The sequence below is a fragment of the Clostridium disporicum genome, from assembly GCF_001405015.1.
GTDB lineage: Bacteria > Bacillota > Clostridia > Clostridiales > Clostridiaceae > Clostridium > Clostridium disporicum_B.
The window spans coordinates 121934-142689 of sequence record NZ_CYZX01000010.1 but is presented as its reverse complement, the minus strand read 5'-3'; the positions used below and the strand labels follow the sequence as shown (position 1 = coordinate 142689).

Here is a 20756-nt window from a genome sequence, read left to right as displayed (position 1 = left end):
ATCAAGTTCTGATCCAGAGTACCACGAGACACGTGAAACCTTGTGGGAAGCAGGGAGGACCACCTCCCAAGGCTAAATACTACCTGATGACCGATAGTGAAGCAGTACCGTGAGGGAAAGGTGAAAAGAACCCCGGGAGGGGAGTGAAATAGAACCTGAAACCGTGTGCCTACAACCGGTCAAAGCCCCTTATGAGGGTGATGACGTGCTTTTTGTAGAACGAGCCAACGAGTTACGGTATGTAGCAAGGTTAAGTACTTAAGGTACGGAGCCGAAGGGAAACCGAGTCTTAATAGGGCGACTAGTTGCATGCCGTAGACCCGAAACCGGGTGACCTATCCATGGCCAGGTTGAAGCGAGGGTAAAACTTCGTGGAGGACCGAACCACGTTGCTGTTGAAAAAGCATGGGATGAGCTGTGGATAGCGGAGAAATTCCAATCGAACTCGGAGATAGCTGGTTCTCCCCGAAATAGCTTTAGGGCTAGCGTCGGATATGTGTAGTGGAGGTAGAGCACTGAATGGGCTAGGGGGCATATCGCTTACCGAACCTTATCAAACTCCGAATGCCATATACATTTAGTCCGGCAGTCAGACTACGAATGATAAGATCCGTGGTCAAAAGGGAAACAGCCCAGATCGTCAGCTAAGGTCCCAAAGTGTAAGTTAAGTGGAAAAGGATGTGGGATTTCTAAGACAACTAGGATGTTGGCTTAGAAGCAGCCACTCATTTAAAGAGTGCGTAATAGCTCACTAGTCGAGAGATCCTGCGCCGAAAATGTACCGGGGCTAAACTTACCACCGAAGCTACGGGCTTGCGTAAGCAAGCGGTAGGGGAGCGTCGTAATCGGGCTGAAGTCGTACCGTAAGGAGCGGTGGACTGATTACGAGTGAGAATGTTGGCATTAGTAGCGAGATGTAGGTGAGAATCCTACAGGCCGAATATCTAAGGTTTCCTCAGGAAGGCTCGTCCGCTGAGGGTTAGTCGGGACCTAAGCCGAGGCCGAAAGGCGTAGGCGATGGACAATCGGTTGATATTCCGATACCACTACCATCGTTATTATCGAGGGTGTGACGGAGAAGGATAGTGTGTGCTAGCGATTGGAAATGCTAGTCTAAGCGTTTAGGCAGTTACGGTAGGCAAATCCGCTGTAACAATGCTGAGGCGTGATGGGGAAGGTCATTTAGACCGAAGTACATGATTCCATGCTTCCAAGAAAAGCATCTAGAGAGAGAAGTAGTGCCCGTACCGCAAACCGACACAGGTAGATGAGGAGAGAATCCTAAGGCCGGCGGAAGAATTGCAGTTAAGGAACTAGGCAAATTGACCCCGTAAGTTCGCGAGAAGGGGTGCCTGCGAGAGCAGGCCGCAGAGAATAGGCCCAAGCAACTGTTTAGCAAAAACACAGGTCTCTGCTAAAGCGCAAGCTGATGTATAGGGGCTGACGCCTGCCCGGTGCTGGAAGGTTAAGGGGAACACTTAGCGCAAGCGAAGGTGTGAACTTAAGCCCCAGTAAACGGCGGCCGTAACTATAACGGTCCTAAGGTAGCGAAATTCCTTGTCAGGTAAGTTCTGACCCGCACGAATGGCGTAATGACTTGGGCACTGTCTCAACTGCAAATCCGGCGAAGTTGTAGTGCGAGTGAAGATGCTCGCTACCCGCGATTGGACGGAAAGACCCCGTAGAGCTTTACTGCAGCTTAGCATTGAATCTCGGTATTGTCTGTACAGGATAGGTGGGAGACTGGGAAACTAGGGCGTCAGCCTTAGTGGAGTCACCCTTGGGATACCACCCTGACAGTACTGGGGTTCTAACAGGACGCCATGAATCTGGTGACTGGACATTGTTAGGTGGGCAGTTTGACTGGGGCGGTCGCCTCCTAAAAAGTAACGGAGGCGCCCAAAGGTTCCCTCAGAACGGTCGGAAATCGTTCGAAGAGTGCAAAGGCAGAAGGGAGCCTGACTGCGAGACCTACAAGTCGAGCAGGGACGAAAGTCGGGCTTAGTGATCCGGTGGTACCTCGTGGGAGGGCCATCGCTCAACGGATAAAAGCTACCTCGGGGATAACAGGCTGATCTCCCCCAAGAGTCCACATCGACGGGGAGGTTTGGCACCTCGATGTCGGCTCGTCGCATCCTGGGGCTGTAGTAGGTCCCAAGGGTTGGGCTGTTCGCCCATTAAAGCGGCACGCGAGCTGGGTTCAGAACGTCGTGAGACAGTTCGGTCCCTATCCGTCGCGGGCGTAGGAAATTTGAGAGGAGCTGTCCTTAGTACGAGAGGACCGGGATGGACTGACCTCTGGTGTACCAGTTGTTCTGCCAAGAGCATAGCTGGGTAGCTAAGTCGGGAAGGGATAAACGCTGAAAGCATCTAAGCGTGAAGCCCACCTCAAGATGAGATTTCCCATAGCATAAGCTAGTAAGACCCCTTGAAGAACACAAGGTTGATAGGTCAGAGGTGTAAGTGCGGTAACGTATTTAGCTGACTGATACTAATAGGTCGAGGGCTTGACCAATAAAAATATAAAATTCATGTGCAATTTTCAGAGAACAAACTCTGATTAATAATCCGCGATAGCTCAATGGTGGAGCACTCGGCTGTTAACCGATAGGTTGGAGGTTCGAGCCCTCTTCGCGGAGCCATAATAAACAGAAACATTTATGTTTCTGTTTATTTTTTTACTTTTAATAATTTTTGTAACTCTTTTGTAACCATAATTAATTATTTTGTAAAGAATTAATTATATTTTAATAATATAATTTAATCAAGGGAATAATTAAAGTGATTAAGGGGAGTTTAACAGATGAAAAGTAAAAGGGCCAATACGGTTAAAAAAGGTAGGAATTATAAACATTCAAATAGATTAAAAAAGAATAAGAGGAAGTTAAATAAATTAATAAGAGCAACAATAATAATATTTATTGCACTTGTTATAAGTACAGTAGCTTTAAAATCACTTAATACTATGTCATTAGGTACAAATAAAGAAAATAACATAGATATTAAAGATAATATTAATATAATTAGTGATAACAAAGAAACCAATGAAGAACAAAATCAGTTAAAAGAAGAAAATATTAATGATAATGAATCAAACAATAAAAAAGTAGATTCTGATGAAATGGTGTACTTGCCATTACAAGAAGATATAAATGCTACAGATGCTAGAGAAGTCCAAAATAGATTAACTTATTGGAATTATCAAAGAGAAGATAACAAGAAAATTGCATATTTAACATTTGATGATGGGCCATCAGAATATGTTACAGATGAAATATTAGATGTTTTAAAAGAAAAAGATGTAAAAGCTACATTTTTTATATTAGGAAGTATGGTTGATAAAAATGACTATGCTAAAAGAGCCTTAAAAAGAATAGTTAAAGAAGGGCATGCCATTGGAAATCATGGATATTGTCATAGATATGATATATTGTATCCAGGTGGAGTAGTTAATGCAGATGTATTTATGGATGATATGAAAAAGTCAGAAGATGCAATGAAAAAAGTACTAGGAGAGAATTTTAGTACAAAGGTTATAAGATTTCCAGGTGGACATGGTTCTTGGGATACATCAACTATAGATAGTGTTTTAGAACAAGATGGATATTCATATATTGATTGGAATACTCTTAATGGAGATGCAGAGGGGCAAGGATTAAGTCCAGATCAATTACTAGCTAGATTACAAGAGACTGTAACAGACCTAGAGGGAAATAACGATGTTATAGTAGTTTTAATGCATGATACAGATGCAAAAGAAAGTACTGCACAATATTTAGGGAAGGCTATAGATTACTTAAAAAGTCAAGGATATGAATTCAAAACATTAAAATAAACTTAAATGTCGGATAAATAGTATAAACTATTTATTCGGCATTTTTTATATAAAGTATAGGCATAATAAAGAAAAAGTGAATATTTATATAAGTTACATTTAAAGAGATATACTATATTTTCAAATTCATATTGTAGTAAAAAATATAAAACATGTTATATAATTATATAAAATGGAGGTAGAAAAGTGGAGAAGATATTATTAATAGAAGATGAAGCTAGTATAAGAGGTTTTTTAAAAATAAATTTAAAAAGAAATAATTTTGATGTGTTGGAATGTGATAATGGGGAAGAAGGTATACAAATAGCATTACTTGAAAGACCAAAGATTGTTATATTAGATGTTATGCTACCAGGTATAGATGGATTTGAAGTATGTAAGATACTAAGAGAAAAAATAAGTGATATAGGAATAATTATGCTTACAGCAAAAGGACAGGATATGGATAAAATAATAGGATTAGAATATGGAGCAGATGATTATATTGTAAAGCCATTTAATCCTATGGAAGTTATATTAAGGATAAAGGCTATATTAAGACGCATAGGTAAGGAAGAGAAAGGAAACGAAATACTTGAAAATGGGCCATTTAAAATAGATTTATATTCACAGAAAGTTAGTAAGAATGATGTAGAGTTAGACTTAACACCAAAGGAATATTTACTTATGAAGTTATTTTTAGAAAATCCTAAAAAGGCATTTACTAGAGATGAGCTACTAAATATATTATGGGGAAAAAATTATTTTGGAGATTTAAAGATAATAGATGTTAATATAAGAAGGTTAAGAGCTAAAATTGAGAATGATTCATCTGCACCAAAATATATAGAAACTATATGGGGAACAGGGTATAGATGGAATGGTAAAGAATATGAATAGTGTAAGGAGTAAATTAATAAAGAACTTTCTAATAGTAATTGTATCTACTGTAATAATATTAGATATATTTATGATAGTTTTCTTTAAGGAATACTACTATAAAAATAGACAAGACTTTTTAACAAATCAGATTGAATCATCAATAAATTTTTATGATAAGTATTTTTCAAGTCAGACATTAATACAAAATATCTATGACAATATAGATTCTTTTTGGAATAATATAAATGCACAAGTAGAAATATTAGATCCAAACGGAAAACTACTTATGGATTCTATAGGAATAAGAGATGATAAGTTACTACAAACTCCTGACATAGGAAAGGCTATTAATGGAGAAACTGCTAGATGGGTTGGTAAAAGTGATTATTATCATGGAAATATAATGATTGTATCTCATCCTATAATAATAAATGGTGAATTAAATGGAATAATAAGAGTTATATCTTCGTTAGAAGATATAGATAATACAATAAATGCTTTTATAATATTGTTTTTAATAATATCTTCAATAGTTATATTAATAGGATTGATATTGAGTATATTAATGGCAAAATCAATAGTAGATCCTATTAAATCAATAACTAAAGTTGCTAAAAAGATGGCAAGTGGAGATTTAAAGATTAAGAGTCCAGTATATAACAATGAAGAAATAACTCAATTATCTAATACATTAAATTACATGGCATCAGAGATAGAAAAGAGAGAAAAATTAAAAAATGAATTTATATCTTCAGTTTCTCATGAATTAAGAACTCCACTAACTGCAATTAAAGGTTGGGTTATTACTTTAAATGATGATGAGACAGATAAAGAAACATTAAAAATGGGATTTGATATAATTGAAAAAGAAACTGATAGGCTTACGCTTATGGTTGAAGAGCTATTAGATTTTTCTAAGCTAGTAAGTGGGATAGTTCATCTTAATAAAAGAAATGTTGATATAAGAAGCTTTGTAACTCATATTGAAAATTATATGAAACCTAGGGCAGTAAACGAAGATATAGTGTTTAATGTAGATATTAGTAATAATGTATCTAAAGGATTTTTTGATTACAATAAAATGAAACAAGTTTTAATAAATATATTAGATAATGCATTTAAATTTACTGATAAAGAAAGAAAGGTAAGTTTATTTGTAGACCAAAATGAAAGTGATATAAAATTTACTATTATAGATAGTGGAGTAGGAATAAGTGAGGAAGAACTGCCTAAAGTAAAAGAAAAATTTTATAAAGGTAAAAATAGCAATTCACAGAATGGAATTGGATTATCCATATGTGATGAAATAATAAAACTTCATAAGGGAACTTTCAATATAGAAAGTGAACTTGGAAAAGGAACATCAGTTAAAATTACTATTCCGAATATTAAGGAGGAAAAGTAGTATGAGATATAAGTTGTTTGTAGTAGTTCTTATCCTTAATATAATATTTATAGGATGTTCAAAGTCAAATAATTTAGATGATATACTAGTAGATAATACGTTTAAGTATAGTGGAACATGGATAGTAGAAAGTTATTCTAGTATATCAGAAGATGAATATAATGAAGCGGAAGATTTAACAGGAAAAGAAGTTCAAATAAAAAAAGATTCTATAAAAATATTTAATTCTTTAGTTGCAAACGTTAGATATAAGCTAAAGGTTGTAGATAAGAGCTATGTAATATCATATGAAAACAATATTACTGCAGAAAGATTTATGGGATCAAAAGATAGAGTAGATATTATTTCGGCTATAGATAATAATATAACTTTATGTGAATTTATAATTTTAGATGATGATAATATAGTTATGATATATAGGTCAGACTTAATATATTTAAAAAAGATTAGTAGTGATACAAATTTTACTGTTAATAATGGAAATATAATCAATGATAATTCTATAGATGATAGTAATAATAGTGATGTTGGTGTTATGATTGGACTAAAAAAACCAAGAATGTTAAATGAAGATGGTAGCTATACTCAAGATGAATATAGAACTATTTGGATAAGTTATAAGAATGACTATATAAATGCTATATATGAAAAAGAGAATATTATATTTCCGAGAATAAATGGTATTTGGTCTATAAAATTTAAATATGATGAGATAGACAATAAACATTTTGATTACTTTGAGGTAAGTACCTTAGAAGGAAAAATAGTTAGTAACAGTGAATATAATAAAGAGGTAAGTACTTATAAAAGTATTAATTTTATAGGAAATGATTGTATAGCGTTAGAAAGTTATAGAGGAGATAATTTTATAAATGAATACCATGATTATAAAATAATACCTGTAGATAATATTAACTCTAATGATGGATTAACTATAGAACAGCTTTTTAATAAAGATATTAAAGAGTTATATGATGCTGACTTTAAAAAGGCTTATGAAAATATAACAGATGAAGATAAAGAAGATTATAAAAATACAGTAGATTATACTAATATAACTATGGGTAGACATGATGGTAAATGGATATTAAAAGGTAAAATAACATCAGTTAAAGAAAATGAAGATGGTAAAGATTTTAGTACTTCTATAGCTCCAAATACAAAGTTAATTAATTTTAATTCTTTATTAGTACCATGGAAAATATTAAAAGGAGAAGTACCTTTTTTATCAGATGCATATACTTCACCTAATGGAGAAATAGCAATAGTTAAATATAAAAATTATTTAACTGTATATAGAATAGAAGATGGACACTTACAAGGTTCACCATTAATAAATATACCAATGAAGGAAAATGAAGAAATAATAATGGCAGAATGGTGCACTAGTGGATATGTAGATGAATGGCAAAAAGCTTTTAATGATGGAAGCGAGATATATATAGAGGAGGAATAGAATGTTATCAAGAGAAGTAGCACAAAGAGTTTTAGGAAGGTGTTTAATTACAGGAGGAGATTTTGCAGAAATATTTGAAGAGGATACTATAAATAATACTATAGGAATTCTTAATGGAAAAGTTGAAAATTCTGTTGGTGGAAGAAGCTATGGAATAGGAATAAGGATATTTAAAGGGTTAAAAAGCGTATATGCTTATACAAATAACAATAGTTTATCATCATTACTTAATGTTGCTTATAAAGCAGCATTAGCTCTTGGAGAAGCCAAGGAAGAAAAAAATATAGTATTAGACTGTACAACTATCAAAAATTCACATCCAATTATACACATGCCATCTAGCATTGATATAAATAAAAAGATTGGTGTTATGAAGATAGCTTATAATGCAGCCAAAGATTATAGCAGCGAAATATCTCAAGTTGGAGTAAATTATATAGATAAAGAGCAAAATGTTTTAATCGCAAACACTGAAGGGTTATATGTAGAGGATAAGAGAGTTGGAACAAGACTTGCGATTAATTCAGTAGCATCTCTTAATGGAGAAAATCAAACTGGATTTGAAGGACCAGGAGCTCATATGGGATTTGAACTTTTTAATCATATAAATCCAGAGTACTATGGAAAAGAAGCTTCAAGAATAGCATATACAATGCTTCATGCTAAAAATTGTCCAGCAGGTAAAATGACGGTAGCTATAGATAACGGATTTGGTGGAGTTATATTCCACGAAGCTTGTGGACACTCATTGGAAGCAACTGCTGTAGCAAAAGGAAATTCTGTATTTACTGGAAAACTTGGTGAACAAATAGCTTCAACAAAGGTCACAGCTATTGATGATGGTACAATTCCTAATGCATGGGGTTCATTAAACATTGATGATGAAGGTAATAAAACTCAAAAGAATGTTCTTATTGAAAATGGTATTTTAAAATCTTATATGATAGATAGATTAAATGGTAGAAGAATGGGGATGGCTCCAACAGGAAGTGGAAGAAGACAAAGTTATAAATTTGCTCCAACTTCAAGAATGACTAATACTTATATAGCTAACGGTGAGGATTCACCAGAAGAAATAATAAAATCAATTAAAGATGGATTATATGCGAAGAAGATGGGTGGAGGTTCTGTAAATCCAGTAACAGGAGAATTTAACTTCGCAGTATCTGAAGGATATATAGTTAAAAATGGTGAAATACAAGAACCAGTAAGAGGAGCTAGCCTAATAGGAAAAGGTAGCGAAATACTTATGAATATAGATATGGTAGGAAATAATATGACACAAGGTCAAGGAATGTGTGGATCATCATCAGGAAGCATACCTACAAATGTTGGTCAACCAATGATAAGAGTAAGTGAAATAACTGTAGGTGGAAGATAGGGGGGATATTTATGAAATTAAATCAATTTGTTAATGAATTATTTGATAAAGCAAAAGAAGTTGGATTTGCTGAATGTGAAGTATATTATGTTGATAGAGAAAGCCTTAGTATAGGAGTATATAAAGGTGAAGTTGAAAAATATAATTTAAATAACTCCTATGGACTATCATTTAGAGGAAAGATAAATGATAAAATAGGATATTCATATACTGAGATATTAGATAAAGAAGCTATAGATATGCTTGTAAGAAGTGCAAAGGAAAGTGCGTTAGCCGTAGAAAGTGACGATATTCAGTTTATATATGAAGGAGATAAGGAATATAAGGATGTTAGCACTTATTATCCTGCATTAGAAAATATAGAAGCTGATAAGCTTATAAATATAGCATTAGGAATGGAGAGAGAAGCTAAGGAGCTTTCAGATAAAGTAACTAACTTTAGTGGATGTTCAGTTAGTTATAGTTCTGGAAAATATGGAATAATTAATACAAAAGGATTAAATTTAAAAAATAAATCTAATATATTAACTGCGTATGTTGTACCTATACTTACTATTGATGATAAAATGTATGATGGTTTTGGATATGTAGTAGCAAAATCTTTAGATGAGGTTGATGTTAAGAAGATAGCAAAACAAGGAATAGAAGAGGCTTTATCTAAAGTAAATGGAAAGAGCATTGAGTCAGGTAGTTATCCAATAGTAATAAAAAATGAAGCAATGGTATCTTTACTTTCAACTTTTGCAGGAGTATTTAGCGCAGATGCAGCTCAAAAAGGATTAAGTTTATTAAAAGATAGAGAAGGAGAAGTTATTGCAAGTTCAAATGTATCTTTAGTAGATGATCCACATTTAGAAGATGGATTAGCAACTGTAGGATTTGATGATGAAGGAGTAGCAACTAAGAAAACATATTTAATAAAGAATGGTAAACTAGAAACTTTACTTCATAATTTAAAAACAGCTAATAAAGCAGGAGTTAAGTCAACTGGTAATGGATTTAAAGGATCTTATGCTTCACCTATATCAGTTTCTCCAACTAATTTTTATATTGAACCAGGAGATAAGAATTTTGACGGAATAATATCATCAATAGATAAAGGGTTAATAATTTGTGATTTTGCAGGATTACACTCAGGTGCTAATTCAATAACTGGAGATTTCTCTTTAGCAGCAAAAGGATTCTATATAGAGAATGGCAAAAAAGCATTTCCAGTTGAACAAATAACTATAGCAGGTAATTTCTTTGATATGTTAAAAAATATTGAAGAAATAGGAAATGACTTATTATTCCCTATGAGTAGTGTAGGAAGTCCGTCTATTAAAGTAAATGGCCTTTCAGTAGCAGGAGAATAATTATTTACAATATATGTAAAATAATATAAAATTAAATTAAGGATCTGTCATATAGCTATTTATAAATTAAATACATATTTATAAATAGCTATAAATTTTTTATTGAGGTATTATAGTATGAAGCATTTATTTATTATTAATCCTATTGCAGGTAAGGGAAATGCAATTAGGTGTAAAGAAATAATAGAAAAATATTTTGAAGATAAAGATGACTACTATGAAATTATAACTACTGAAAGACCGGAAGAAGCTACAGATGTCGTCAAAAATTATGATTATAGTGAAGAATGTAAGGTCTATTCTGTAGGAGGAGATGGAACTCTAAATGAAGTTATAAACGGATTAATAGGAAAAAATGCATCTTTAGGAATAATACCAGCTGGATCAGGAAATGATTTTGTAAGAAGTTATTTAGATGATAGTGATTTAAGCAATATCATAAAAGATACTATAGAGGGTGAAAGTAAAGAAGTAGATGTTGGATGTATAAACGATAGGTATTTTATAAATATATCTGCAATTGGTTTTCCAGCAGATGTTAATTTGAATGCAAAGATATTTAAAAATAAACATATTATATCGGGGTCATTAGCTTATATATTAGGAGCATTAGTATCATTATTTAAGTTTAAATCTGAAAAAATAAAGTTTATAATAGATGGTGTAGAAAATACTGATGAAATGTTTTTAGTTGCATTAGCTAATGGTAGATATTATGGTGGAGGGATAATTTTAGCTCCAGATGCTGAATTGTCAGATGGAAGTTTAGATTTTTATGGGATAAAAAAATCTAATCCATATAAAATTCTAAGATATCTAGTAGCTTTTTTAACTAAAAAAGATATTAGAAAATTTAAAGATACTTATTATAATAAATGTAAAACTCTAAAAATAATTTCTGAAAAAGAAATAATAAGTAATATAGATGGAGAAATAATAAAGTCTAATGAATTTAATTTTGAAATAATACCAAAAGGGATAAAGCTTATTGTACCTAAGAATTAAGGTATGGAGGGATAATAATGAAGGAATATAATTTAGTAATTATAGGGGCTGGAGCATCAGGACTTTTAGCTGGAATAGCAGCATTAGAAGAAAATATAGAAAATGTTTTAATAATAGAGCAAGAAGAGGATTTAGGTGGAAACCTAAACTTATTTATAAATAATGATTTTGGAGAATTTCATTTAGGAGAAAAGGTTCCAGGTCCGGAATTTGCTAGTATATTAATTACAACATATATTAGCTTAAATGGACAGTTTAAAAATAATACAAGAGTTTTAGAGATAACTGATAATAAAAAGATTAAGTATGTTAATCCTTATGAAGGGGAAGCAGAGATAATAGCCAATAAAATAATATTAGCTTCTGGATGTAGAGAGAAGTACACAGGTAACATAATAGTGCCAATACATAAATATACAGGAATATTCTCAACGGCTGCAGCTCATAGATTAGTAAATTTTCAAGGTTTATTACCAGGAAGAGAAGTAATATTATCAGGTAATACAATGTGGACATATATATTAGCGAGAAGACTTGTTATTGAAGGAGCTAAAGTAAAAGGTATAATAACGTCAAGAGAAAGCGTAAATGAAGATTTAGCTAATATAATAGATGAATTTGATGTACCTGTTATATGTAATAGTGAAGTTGTCGAAGTTGGTGGAAGTGAAAGAATAGAGTGGGCTAGAATAGAAAATTATAGTGGAAAAGAGGAATCTAAAATTATAGAGTGCGATTCTTTAGTTCTTGCTATTGGATACTATCCAGAAATTGATTATTTAAAAAATAGTAATATTAAGATAAATGAAGACTCTTTAGAGATAGAAAATTATAAAACATCTATAGATGATATATATTGTTGTGGAACAATTATAAATGGTCGTAATGGATTGTTCAATAGTGGAGAAGATGGATATAAAGTTGGAAAAATAGTAGCATCACAAATGAAATAAAGTGCTTCGCACTTTATTTCAAGAACTCCTTTAACATAAGTTGATGTCCTTTAGGATTTAAGTGTATTCCATCGAGATAAATATTACTTTTTATATTGTTTTTTGTTAAAGAATAAAAATCAACATATTTACAACTATAATTATTACAAAGAGAAATGAGATTTTCTCTTAATATTGGGAGTGAGGCTTTACAATAATCATATGTAGGTGATTCCATAAATAAATTATAAGCATCTTCAATAATTATATCTGGAGGTATTCCTATAATTATGTCAGAATTAATTAATTTTAAATCTTTAATCATTAATTCGATATTTGACTTTATAGATAATATGCTTCTATTACATAATAAATCATTTGTACCACCCATAATAAATACCTTTCTAGGGGTAAGGGATATTACATCTTTATCAAATCTTACAAGCATATCTATAGTAGTGCTACCATTAATACCTTTATTTATTATATTAAATTCAGAAGTACTAGCAATTAATTCAACCCAGCACTCTTTTTTATTTACTCCATAACCAAAGGTTAGGCTATCTCCTAAAAAAACGAAATTATCTTTCATTTTATATCTCCTTAAAATAACTTTGTAAAACAAGTTCTACATATAATAGTTTTTCCACCATCAGCTTTTACGCATGAATTAAGATCTACTGTCTTGTTACAAACAGAACAAACGCTATTTGAAGATTTAAGTTTTTCTTCTTTTTTCTTAATAGGAGCTTTAGTAGATTTCTTTAGTGAAGAATATAAGAGCTTATCTTTTCTATCAACATTTTCTATTAGTGAATAAGATAATGAGAATTTACTTTCTGCAAAAAGTTCAAGTTCAAACCTAGGATTTTCTTTATCATAAAATTCCTCTACAATTATTCTTCTTATTTGAGCATCATTTACTATTAAGCCGCTCTTTTCTATTCCGTCAAAGATACTTTTTGTAATATTAGCTGTATCTGGATGACGTTTTTCGCTTTTATAATAAACTTTTAAAATTGCAATTAATGATTCCTCAAAAACTATAGTTGGATTTTGACTTCTGGCATAGTAAGCTATTTCTTCTTCATATAATGCATATTTATCATGTGCCTTACCTGTATTGTAAGGAAGAATTGCTCTACCATCTTTATTATGTAATTTGAAATTTGACTTTGAAATTGGTGACCCTGGGACAATAACTTTAGCATAAGTATTCATATAAATCTCCTTAAAAATCCAAAAAATGAAACAAAAAATGATGAATAATTTGTTTAATAAGTATATAATATTCGTAATAGTTAGATGTAGTTCTAAATCTATACTAAAATATACAGTAGAAAGAATAAATTAACAAGTAATAGTTTGAATATAAATAATTGATGATATATAATACAAGTATTGTAAAAACAAGAAAAGAAGAGGTATATATATGGAAAAAAAATATATTTTATCTATAGAGTCAAGTTGTGATGAAACTTCTGCGGCAGTAGTAGTAGACGGTAGGGAAGTTTTATCAAATGTAATAGCATCTCAAATAGATACACATAAAAAATTTGGTGGAGTTGTACCAGAAGTTGCATCAAGAATGCATATTGAAGTAATAAGCGGAGTAGTAGAAGAAGCACTTCAAAAAGCAAATGTAACTCTAGATCAAATTGATGCTATAGGAGTTACATATGGACCTGGACTTGTTGGAGCACTTTTAGTAGGCTTACAATATGCGAAAGGATTAGCTTTTGCAACTAAAAAACCTTTAATAGGAGTAAATCACATAGAAGGACATATATGTGCTAATTATATACAGCATAAGGACTTAAAGCCACCATTTGTATCATTAGTAGTATCTGGTGGACATACGTTTATAGTTCACGTAAAAGACTATGGACAATATGAAGTAATAGGTCAAACAAGAGATGATGCTGCTGGTGAAGCTTATGATAAAGTAGCTAGAGCTTTAGGGCTTGGGTATCCAGGAGGTCCTAAGATAGATAAATTATCTAAGGAAGGTAATCCAAATGCTATTGAGTTTCCAAAAGCTAAATTCCAAGAAGACACATTAGACTTCTCATTTAGTGGAGTAAAATCTGCAGTATTAAATTATTTGAATAAGTGTAAAATGCAAAACATTGAAGTTAATGCAGCAGATGTTGCGGCTTCTTTCCAAAAAGCTGTAGTTGATGTATTAACTGAAAATGTATTATTAACTTGTAAAAGAAGAAAAGTGAATAAGATAGCTATAGCTGGGGGCGTAGCATCTAATTCAACCTTAAGAGAGAATTTAATAAAAGTTGCAGGAAAGAAAGGAATAGATGTATTATTCCCAGATATGATTCTTTGTACAGACAATGCTGCTATGATTGGTAGTGCTGCATATTATAACTTTATAAATGGGAAGGAAAATAACTTAAGTTTAAATGCTAAGCCAAACTTAAAGTTATAATTATACAAAAGAAAATAAGGGGGGATGGGAAATGAAGCTATTGCCATATTCAAATGGTTTAAGAAAAGTTAGCATGAAAAAAAATCGAACGCCTAAAGAGATTGCAAAGCTAATTTTAATAATACTTAGTATAATATTTGTAATAGGGTTTGTTTATCAAAAAATAAGCAATTTTATTACTAAGGAAACTTTAAGACAAAGAGTTGATTATACTACAGTAGATGATAGAAGAATGGACTATAGGTTAGAAGGAGAAGGGAACTATACTGTAGTTTTTGATGGAGGAATAGGAGGAAACTTAGAACAGTGGACACCTGTTGTTGATGAATTAAGTGACGATAATGTAAGTACATTTGTTTATAATAGAAGAGGTTATGGATATAGTGATTCAGGACCAGAAAGAACCCCAGAAGAGCAAGCACAAGATCTAAAAATATTACTTAGAAAGGCTGGAGCTCCAGAACCGTATATATTAGTAGGAGAGGGATATGGATCATTAGTGTTAACAAGCTTTGCAGAACAATTTAAAGATAGTGTTGCTGGTGTAATGTTGATAAATCCATTAGATGAATCATATATAGGATCAAAGGATTATAATAAGAAACAATTAATTACTAAAATAAGAAGAAATATTGAGAAAATAGGATCAAATTTTGGTTTGACAGAATTGTTAGATAAGTTAAATTTAGATGTTAGTTTAGATGATTTTGAAAATTCTATTTCAGGAGATCAGTTAGAGGAGTTTAAAGCACAAAGAACTAAAACAAAATATACAACTGCTGTATATAATGAAATGAACAACTTATCTAAAGGATTAAGTAGTAGCCAAAATCCAGGAGTATTTTCCGGAATACCATATTACTTAATGACTAATTCTGATGGAGAGAAGTTTAAAGATTTAGGAGATGAATCATTAACTAAAATTTATAAAACAGAATCAGAAACAACTTTTTCAGGTTTAAATAGCACAGAAAGTGTTGTAAATGGAATTAGATATATAGTTAAAGAATTACAAAGTAAACAAAGGTAGAAATAAAAAGATGGGCTTTATTAGCTCATTTTTTTTATTATTTTAATTTTGTCATATATTTGACACATTATAGGTTTATATTATAAATATAGAAAAAAGTAAGAGGAGTGTACATTATGGACAACGAAAATATTTATGATGCAGTTTATAAAGAAGAGAATTTGAATCAGAAAAATGAAAATAATAGCTATAATAGCGAAAGAATTAGAAAGCCAAGAAAAAAAGGTGGCGGAATGGGAAAAATAATTGCTCTAGTAGTTTCTTGTTCATTACTAGGTGGTGTTGCAGGTAGTGGATTAACATATGTTATGATGAATAACGAAGTAGATACAACTCAACAAAATACTGTAAGCAATGTAAACACTGCAGATGTTAGTTTTAAAAATGATAGTACATTATCTATAACAGAAGCTTTTGAGAAAGTTGCACCAGCAGTAGTAACTGTATCAACTAAGGGAGTTACATCAAATGGTTTCTTCCAACAACAATATGAAGGTGTAGGTTCAGGTTTTATTATAAATGAAGATGGATATATATTAACTAATTATCATGTTATTGAAGGTGCTTCAGAAATATCAGTTACTTTAAGTGATAACACAACTGTAGCAGCAAAGGTTGTTAATTATGATGAAAACCAAGATGTAGCAATGTTAAAGATAACAGATAGTGATGTTAAAATTCCAGCAGTAGTTGAATTAGGAGATTCAGATCAATTAAGACAAGGTGAATCAGTAATTGCTATAGGAACACCTTTATCAACTAATTTATCACAAACCGTTACAAATGGTATAGTTAGTGCATTGAATAGAAATGTTGAGACTGAGTCAGGAGTTATGCAAAATCTTATTCAAACAGATGCATCTATAAATCCAGGAAATAGTGGTGGACCATTAGTAAATACTAGAGGTCAGGTAGTAGGAATTAATACAATGAAGGCTACTGGTACTGATACTGAAGGTATAGGTTTTGCAATTCCTATAAACGATATAAGTGATAAAATAGAATCTTTATCAAAACCAATATTAAATCTTGGAATATCAATTAGAACAGTAGACGAAACATTAGCAAATAAATTAAGTATGGAACAAGGTTTATATGTTGTTGAGGTAAATGAATTCTCTCCAGCAGAAAAAGCAGGAGTAAAGCCGGGAGACTTAATTGTTAAAGTAGATGGTCAAAGAGTTAAAACTTTTGATGAATTAAAAGAAATTAAGAACTCAAAAAATGATGGAGACACTATTACGTTAGAAGTTATAAGAGATGGAAAAACTAAAACATTAGACGTAACTTTAACATCAGAGTAATTTATTTAATCAAATAAGTAACAATTAATAATTGAGATTACTGAAAAGAGCTAGCGAATGCTAGCTCTTTAATATATATTTTTTTTAGTTCATAACTTTAAAGTTGTCATTTCTTAACTCAAAATTATCTTTAATTCCTGATGTAAGATATATTCCATTATCTTTAGTAACAAATATTGCATCTACACCATCTAATCCTTCTACAAATTTTATACCTTCATCAACGCCAAGGGCAAATACAGATGTAGATAATGCATCACCTGTAGTTGATTTATCGCTTATAATAGTTATACCAGCAATATTATTCTCATATGGATAACCTGTTTCTGGATTTAATATATGATGATATTTAACTCCGTTAACTTCGATATATCTCTCATATACACCTGAAGTAACTATAGATTTATTTTTTGTAGAAATAGCACCTACTATTTCACCTCTAGTTGAAAAAGGATTTTGAATACCTATTTTCCAAGCATCACCTGAAACTTTTTCACCATGTGCAAATATATTACCACCAAGATCTATAATTGCACTTTTAACTCCTTCATTAGTTAACATCTTAGAAATAACATCTGCAGTATATCCTTTTGCTATACCACCTAAATCAAGCATCATACCAGGTCTAGTTAAAAATACAGTTTTGTTGTTTTCATCTACAACAACGTCTTTATAATTAGTTAATGGAAGAACTGCATCTATCTCATCCTGGGTTGGAATATCTTCTGTAGGACGATCTGGTATATTCCAAAGCTTAACTAATGGACCTATTGTTATGTCAAACTTACCATGAGAAAGATCTGAATAGTAAAGCCCTTCTTTAACTACTTCCATTGTATCATCAGATACTTTAACTGGTTCAATACCTGCATTTTCATTTATTTTATCTACTTCTGTACCTGCTTCGTTTATACTTAATGTTTCTTCTAAATTTTTAACTTTATCAAAAACCTTATCAAGGATTGTTTCATCAGTAGAGTCATATAAAGTAACACTGATAACTGTACCCATTAGCATTTCAGTACGCTTTATAGGTTCTTGCTGAGTAGTTTGTTCATTTTTTTTAGTATTTTGACCACAACCAACAAGCATAAATACTAAGGACAAACATAAAAGTGATTTTGAATACTTTTTGAATTTAAACATATGTAATTTCCTCCTTTGAATAGAAATGTGTACGACGAAGTCAAACCTTTCACCAAAGTGCTTCGCACTTTATTTTTATTGTTTACTAACTAATTATAAAATATAAAGAAAACATTAACAATATAAATAGATTATGTAAAAATTATTATGATAGATTATTAGTATAAATAGATAAAGAATTGTTTGAATGTGTAGACATTTTAACAAATAACTTATAGAATAATCTAGTAGTTATTTTTAATTTTAATAGATTAAAAAATAATTATAATTAAAAAGTAAAGAAATTAGAATTATATAAATATTAACCTTTAGATAAAATATTATCAATTTTGATAAATAATAGAGAAGAGGAATTTTTATGTTTAAAAGATGGGATTTTATCATTATTGCAATTTTAATGATTTTTTCTTTTTTACCAGAAGTTATTTTTGGATTTGTAGTAGGAAGAGATTTTGATCAGACTTATGCTGAAATTAGTATTAATGGGAAGATTGAAAAGACAATTCCATTAACTAACCATACAGGAGAAGAAATTATTGATTTTAAAAGTGACAAAGGTCATAATACAATAATTATAAATGGAGACAAGATAGGAATAATTGATGCAGATTGTTCTGATAAGGTTTGTATGAATCCAGAATATATAAGTAAACCTGGAGAGACTTTAGTTTGTTTACCACACAAGTTTATGATAGAAGTTAAAGGTAAAAAAAATAATGAAGATGAAGATATTATATTATCTCATTAGGGGTGAAGTTTATGCGAAAGACAAGTAAAATGGTATATATTGGATTACTGGTAGCGCAAGCATTAGTTTTACATATATTTGAGAGAATGATACCAGTTCCTTTTGTAACTCCAGGTGCAAAGCTTGGGTTATCAAATTTAATAACAGTAGTAGCTTTATATACTTTAGAAAATAAAAGAGATGCATTTCTTGTAGTGTTTTTAAAACTTACATTATCTACAATGTTTGGTGGAAACCTATCATCATTTATGTATAGTGCTGCAGGTGGGGTTTTAAGTTTTTTTGCAATGGTATTAGTAAAGGAAAGTTTTAAAGAAAAAGTAAGTATTGTAGGAGTAAGTGCAACTGGAGCTATATTTCATAATGTAGGACAATTATTAGTTGCTTCATCAATAGTTCACAATATATCAGTTATGTTATATTTACCGGTACTATCTATAGTAGGTATAGGGACAGGAATCTTTATAGGGGTTACTGCTAATTATTTAGTAAGGCATCTGTCTAGATTACCTGTATTTAGATAAAAAGTGCGAGTCATTTTATAGTTAAAAGTTAAAATAGAAAAGTTAATGGTCATAGGTTGAAATTATAGTGTAAATTTATTAAAGATATATTTTTAGACACTATGTGGTAGTTTCATCCTTAACTATTAAAGCTTGATTCTTAACTGTTAACTAGAAGTGCTTCGCACTTTATTTTTTTAGATATTATTATTTAGTGATTTATAGATTGATTCATAAGCTTGTAACGTTAATTCAGCTGTTTTAGTCCAAGTGAAATTTTTACTATTACTATATCCTTTTTCAGAAAGTTCTTCACTTAAAGAAGAAGAATTTAATACTTTTAATATTGAGTTAGATAACTCATCTTTGTTGAATGGATCTATTAACAAAGCACAATCCTTAGTAACCTCAGGTATAGATGTTAAATTTGAAGTAATTACAGGAGCTTTACAGCTCATAGCCTCCAACGGAGGTAAACCAAAACCTTCATAAAGTGAAGGATATACAAATAAGCTACAACCATTATAAAAGAATGGTAAATCTTCATCAGGAACAAATCCAATAAAAATAACGTTATTTTCAAGTCTGAGACCTTTACAGAATTCTTTTAATTTTTCACCTTCATCTTTTATAGAGCCACATAATACTAATTTATATTTCTTTTTTAGTGATGAATAAATATCATTAAAAGAGAGAATAAGTTCTTTAACATTTTTTCTTGAACTAAAGCCACCTATATATAAAATGAAAGGAAAATCTATATTGTATTTTTCTTTTAAAAAACTATTACAGATATCTTTTTCCATAGGGTAAAAGGATGAATTTGCAGCTAAAGGTGTTACAAAAATTTTATCTTCAGGAAAGCTTGGGAAAAATTTAAGTATATCCCTTTTAGAATATTCAGATACTGTAAGAATCCCTTTAGAATTTTCTATAATATATGGCATATCTTTTAAAAATCTTGTTAAATATCCTTTACCACAGGTTTCAGGCAGAGTATAAGGAATTAAATCATGAATTGTAACAACACAAGGAACAGGATAATCTTTTGATAAGCCAATTCCATTTTGAGGTATATGATGTAAATCTATATTATTACTTTGTAAGTAATTAGGGTAATAAAAATTTTCATAAAACATACCATGTCTTTTTGAAGTTAAAACAATATTAGTATTGCTTTTTTTAAATGCATCATAATTATCTCCAGCCCAAAATATAGTATATTCATTTTTATTATCAATAGTAATTAATTCTTTAAGTAGATTTGCTATATAAGTACCAATTCCTGAACCGTTATAAAGTGTAATACCTCGACCATCTATGGAGAGATTCATTAAATTTCACTCCTTAAA

17 protein-coding genes, 1 tRNA gene and 1 rRNA gene are annotated in these 20756 nt (G+C 30.9%); 15 read left to right on the top strand and 4 right to left on the bottom strand.

All coding sequences use genetic code 11. The features are described from left to right. The 10 genes from ARA56_RS16305 to ARA56_RS08525 all read left to right on the top strand — a co-directional run. A 23S ribosomal RNA gene (locus tag ARA56_RS16305) occupies nt 1-2515 on the top strand; the annotation flags it as partial. A 52-nt stretch (nt 2516-2567) separates the two neighbouring features. Beyond that, nucleotides 2568-2642, top strand: a tRNA-Asn gene (locus ARA56_RS08565). Nucleotides 2643-2803: 161 nt separating this feature from the next. Further along, on the top strand, nt 2804-3835 hold the full coding sequence (locus ARA56_RS08560; RefSeq protein ID WP_055265727.1) for a polysaccharide deacetylase family protein: 1032 nt from the start codon (nt 2804-2806) through the stop codon (nt 3833-3835). A 186-nt stretch (nt 3836-4021) separates the two neighbouring features. Beyond that, the gene (locus ARA56_RS08555) at nt 4022-4714 is read left to right on the top strand and encodes a response regulator transcription factor (RefSeq protein WP_055265725.1); all 693 of its coding nucleotides are present in this window, start codon (nt 4022-4024) and stop codon (nt 4712-4714) included. Further along, nucleotides 4707-6101: an ATP-binding protein gene (locus ARA56_RS08550; protein WP_055265731.1), complete on the top strand. Its 1395-nt coding sequence runs from the start codon at nt 4707-4709 to the stop codon at nt 6099-6101. The genes ARA56_RS08555 and ARA56_RS08550 overlap by 8 nt, the downstream gene beginning before the upstream one ends. Before the next feature lies 1 nt (nt 6102). Continuing rightward, nucleotides 6103-7557, top strand: coding sequence for a hypothetical protein (locus ARA56_RS08545; protein ID WP_055265723.1), 1455 nt, complete (start codon nt 6103-6105; stop codon nt 7555-7557). 1 nt (nt 7558) lies between these two features. Then, the gene (locus ARA56_RS08540; RefSeq protein WP_055265721.1) at nt 7559-8938 is read left to right on the top strand and encodes a TldD/PmbA family protein; all 1380 of its coding nucleotides are present in this window, start codon (nt 7559-7561) and stop codon (nt 8936-8938) included. A gap of 11 nt (nt 8939-8949) precedes the next feature. Then, on the top strand, nt 8950-10293 hold the full coding sequence (locus tag ARA56_RS08535; protein ID WP_055265719.1) for a TldD/PmbA family protein: 1344 nt from the start codon (nt 8950-8952) through the stop codon (nt 10291-10293). A gap of 117 nt (nt 10294-10410) precedes the next feature. Then, nucleotides 10411-11298: a diacylglycerol/lipid kinase family protein gene (locus ARA56_RS08530; RefSeq protein WP_055265717.1), complete on the top strand. Its 888-nt coding sequence runs from the start codon at nt 10411-10413 to the stop codon at nt 11296-11298. 17 nt (nt 11299-11315) lie between these two features. Continuing rightward, nucleotides 11316-12251 (top strand): NAD(P)/FAD-dependent oxidoreductase, encoded by a 936-nt coding sequence (locus ARA56_RS08525; RefSeq protein ID WP_055265715.1) that lies wholly within the window; start codon nt 11316-11318, stop codon nt 12249-12251. Nucleotides 12252-12264: 13 nt separating this feature from the next. On the opposite strand, the gene ARA56_RS08520 is transcribed toward ARA56_RS08525, so the two are convergent. Both ARA56_RS08520 and ARA56_RS08515 read right to left on the bottom strand, forming a co-directional pair. Continuing rightward, nucleotides 12265-12822 carry a GDSL-type esterase/lipase family protein gene (locus ARA56_RS08520; RefSeq protein WP_055265713.1) on the bottom strand — a complete coding sequence of 186 codons (558 nt, stop codon included), beginning with the start codon at nt 12820-12822 and terminating at the stop codon, nt 12265-12267. An 11-nt stretch (nt 12823-12833) separates the two neighbouring features. Next, nucleotides 12834-13451 carry a RusA family crossover junction endodeoxyribonuclease gene (locus ARA56_RS08515; RefSeq protein WP_055265711.1) on the bottom strand — a complete coding sequence of 206 codons (618 nt, stop codon included), beginning with the start codon at nt 13449-13451 and terminating at the stop codon, nt 12834-12836. 211 nt (nt 13452-13662) lie between these two features. On the opposite strand from ARA56_RS08515, the gene tsaD reads away from it, so the two are divergent. From tsaD to ARA56_RS08500, 3 genes are all read left to right on the top strand, one after another. After that, the gene (gene tsaD, locus ARA56_RS08510) at nt 13663-14673 is read left to right on the top strand and encodes a tRNA (adenosine(37)-N6)-threonylcarbamoyltransferase complex transferase subunit TsaD (protein WP_055265709.1); all 1011 of its coding nucleotides are present in this window, start codon (nt 13663-13665) and stop codon (nt 14671-14673) included. Between the two features lie 31 nt (nt 14674-14704). Continuing rightward, a complete protein-coding gene (locus tag ARA56_RS08505) occupies nt 14705-15703 on the top strand; it encodes an alpha/beta fold hydrolase (RefSeq protein WP_055265707.1) in 999 nt (332 codons plus the stop codon). A gap of 116 nt (nt 15704-15819) precedes the next feature. After that, nucleotides 15820-17007 (top strand): S1C family serine protease, encoded by a 1188-nt coding sequence (locus tag ARA56_RS08500; protein ID WP_055265705.1) that lies wholly within the window; start codon nt 15820-15822, stop codon nt 17005-17007. 84 nt (nt 17008-17091) lie between these two features. On the opposite strand, the gene ARA56_RS08495 is transcribed toward ARA56_RS08500, so the two are convergent. After that, on the bottom strand, nt 17092-18153 hold the full coding sequence (locus ARA56_RS08495) for an FAD:protein FMN transferase (protein ID WP_055265703.1): 1062 nt from the start codon (nt 18151-18153) through the stop codon (nt 17092-17094). 358 nt (nt 18154-18511) lie between these two features. Between ARA56_RS08495 and ARA56_RS08490 the strand changes: the two genes are divergently transcribed. Together ARA56_RS08490 and ARA56_RS08485 are read left to right on the top strand one after the other, a co-directional pair. Then, nucleotides 18512-18901 (top strand): NusG domain II-containing protein, encoded by a 390-nt coding sequence (locus ARA56_RS08490; RefSeq protein ID WP_055265701.1) that lies wholly within the window; start codon nt 18512-18514, stop codon nt 18899-18901. Nucleotides 18902-18912: 11 nt separating this feature from the next. Next, a complete protein-coding gene (locus ARA56_RS08485) occupies nt 18913-19425 on the top strand; it encodes a Gx transporter family protein (RefSeq protein ID WP_055265699.1) in 513 nt (170 codons plus the stop codon). 176 nt (nt 19426-19601) lie between these two features. Here the strand turns inward: ARA56_RS08485 and ARA56_RS08480 are convergent, their stop codons facing one another. Continuing rightward, nucleotides 19602-20738, bottom strand: coding sequence for a glycosyltransferase family 4 protein (locus ARA56_RS08480; protein ID WP_055265697.1), 1137 nt, complete (start codon nt 20736-20738; stop codon nt 19602-19604). Nucleotides 20739-20756: the final 18 nt, after the last annotated feature.

What these genes read in the sequence shown, in the direction of transcription:
- ARA56_RS08560 (WP_055265727.1), top strand. Translation starts at nt 2,804, where the DNA reads ATGAAAAGTAAAAGGGCCAATACGGTTAAAAAAGGTAGGAATTATAAA.
- ARA56_RS08550 (WP_055265731.1), top strand. Translation starts at nt 4,707, where the DNA reads ATGAATAGTGTAAGGAGTAAATTAATAAAGAACTTTCTAATAGTAATT.
- ARA56_RS08545 (WP_055265723.1), top strand. Translation starts at nt 6,103, where the DNA reads ATGAGATATAAGTTGTTTGTAGTAGTTCTTATCCTTAATATAATATTT.
- ARA56_RS08540 (WP_055265721.1), top strand. Translation starts at nt 7,559, where the DNA reads ATGTTATCAAGAGAAGTAGCACAAAGAGTTTTAGGAAGGTGTTTAATT.
- ARA56_RS08535 (WP_055265719.1), top strand. Translation starts at nt 8,950, where the DNA reads ATGAAATTAAATCAATTTGTTAATGAATTATTTGATAAAGCAAAAGAA.
- ARA56_RS08530 (WP_055265717.1), top strand. Translation starts at nt 10,411, where the DNA reads ATGAAGCATTTATTTATTATTAATCCTATTGCAGGTAAGGGAAATGCA.
- ARA56_RS08525 (WP_055265715.1), top strand. Translation starts at nt 11,316, where the DNA reads ATGAAGGAATATAATTTAGTAATTATAGGGGCTGGAGCATCAGGACTT.
- ARA56_RS08520 (WP_055265713.1), bottom strand. Translation starts at nt 12,822, where the DNA reads ATGAAAGATAATTTCGTTTTTTTAGGAGATAGCCTAACCTTTGGTTAT.
- ARA56_RS08515 (WP_055265711.1), bottom strand. Translation starts at nt 13,451, where the DNA reads ATGAATACTTATGCTAAAGTTATTGTCCCAGGGTCACCAATTTCAAAG.
- tsaD (WP_055265709.1), top strand. Translation starts at nt 13,663, where the DNA reads ATGGAAAAAAAATATATTTTATCTATAGAGTCAAGTTGTGATGAAACT.
- ARA56_RS08505 (WP_055265707.1), top strand. Translation starts at nt 14,705, where the DNA reads ATGAAGCTATTGCCATATTCAAATGGTTTAAGAAAAGTTAGCATGAAA.
- ARA56_RS08500 (WP_055265705.1), top strand. Translation starts at nt 15,820, where the DNA reads ATGGACAACGAAAATATTTATGATGCAGTTTATAAAGAAGAGAATTTG.
- ARA56_RS08495 (WP_055265703.1), bottom strand. Translation starts at nt 18,153, where the DNA reads ATGTTTAAATTCAAAAAGTATTCAAAATCACTTTTATGTTTGTCCTTA.
- ARA56_RS08490 (WP_055265701.1), top strand. Translation starts at nt 18,512, where the DNA reads ATGTTTAAAAGATGGGATTTTATCATTATTGCAATTTTAATGATTTTT.
- ARA56_RS08485 (WP_055265699.1), top strand. Translation starts at nt 18,913, where the DNA reads ATGCGAAAGACAAGTAAAATGGTATATATTGGATTACTGGTAGCGCAA.
- ARA56_RS08480 (WP_055265697.1), bottom strand. Translation starts at nt 20,738, where the DNA reads ATGAATCTCTCCATAGATGGTCGAGGTATTACACTTTATAACGGTTCA.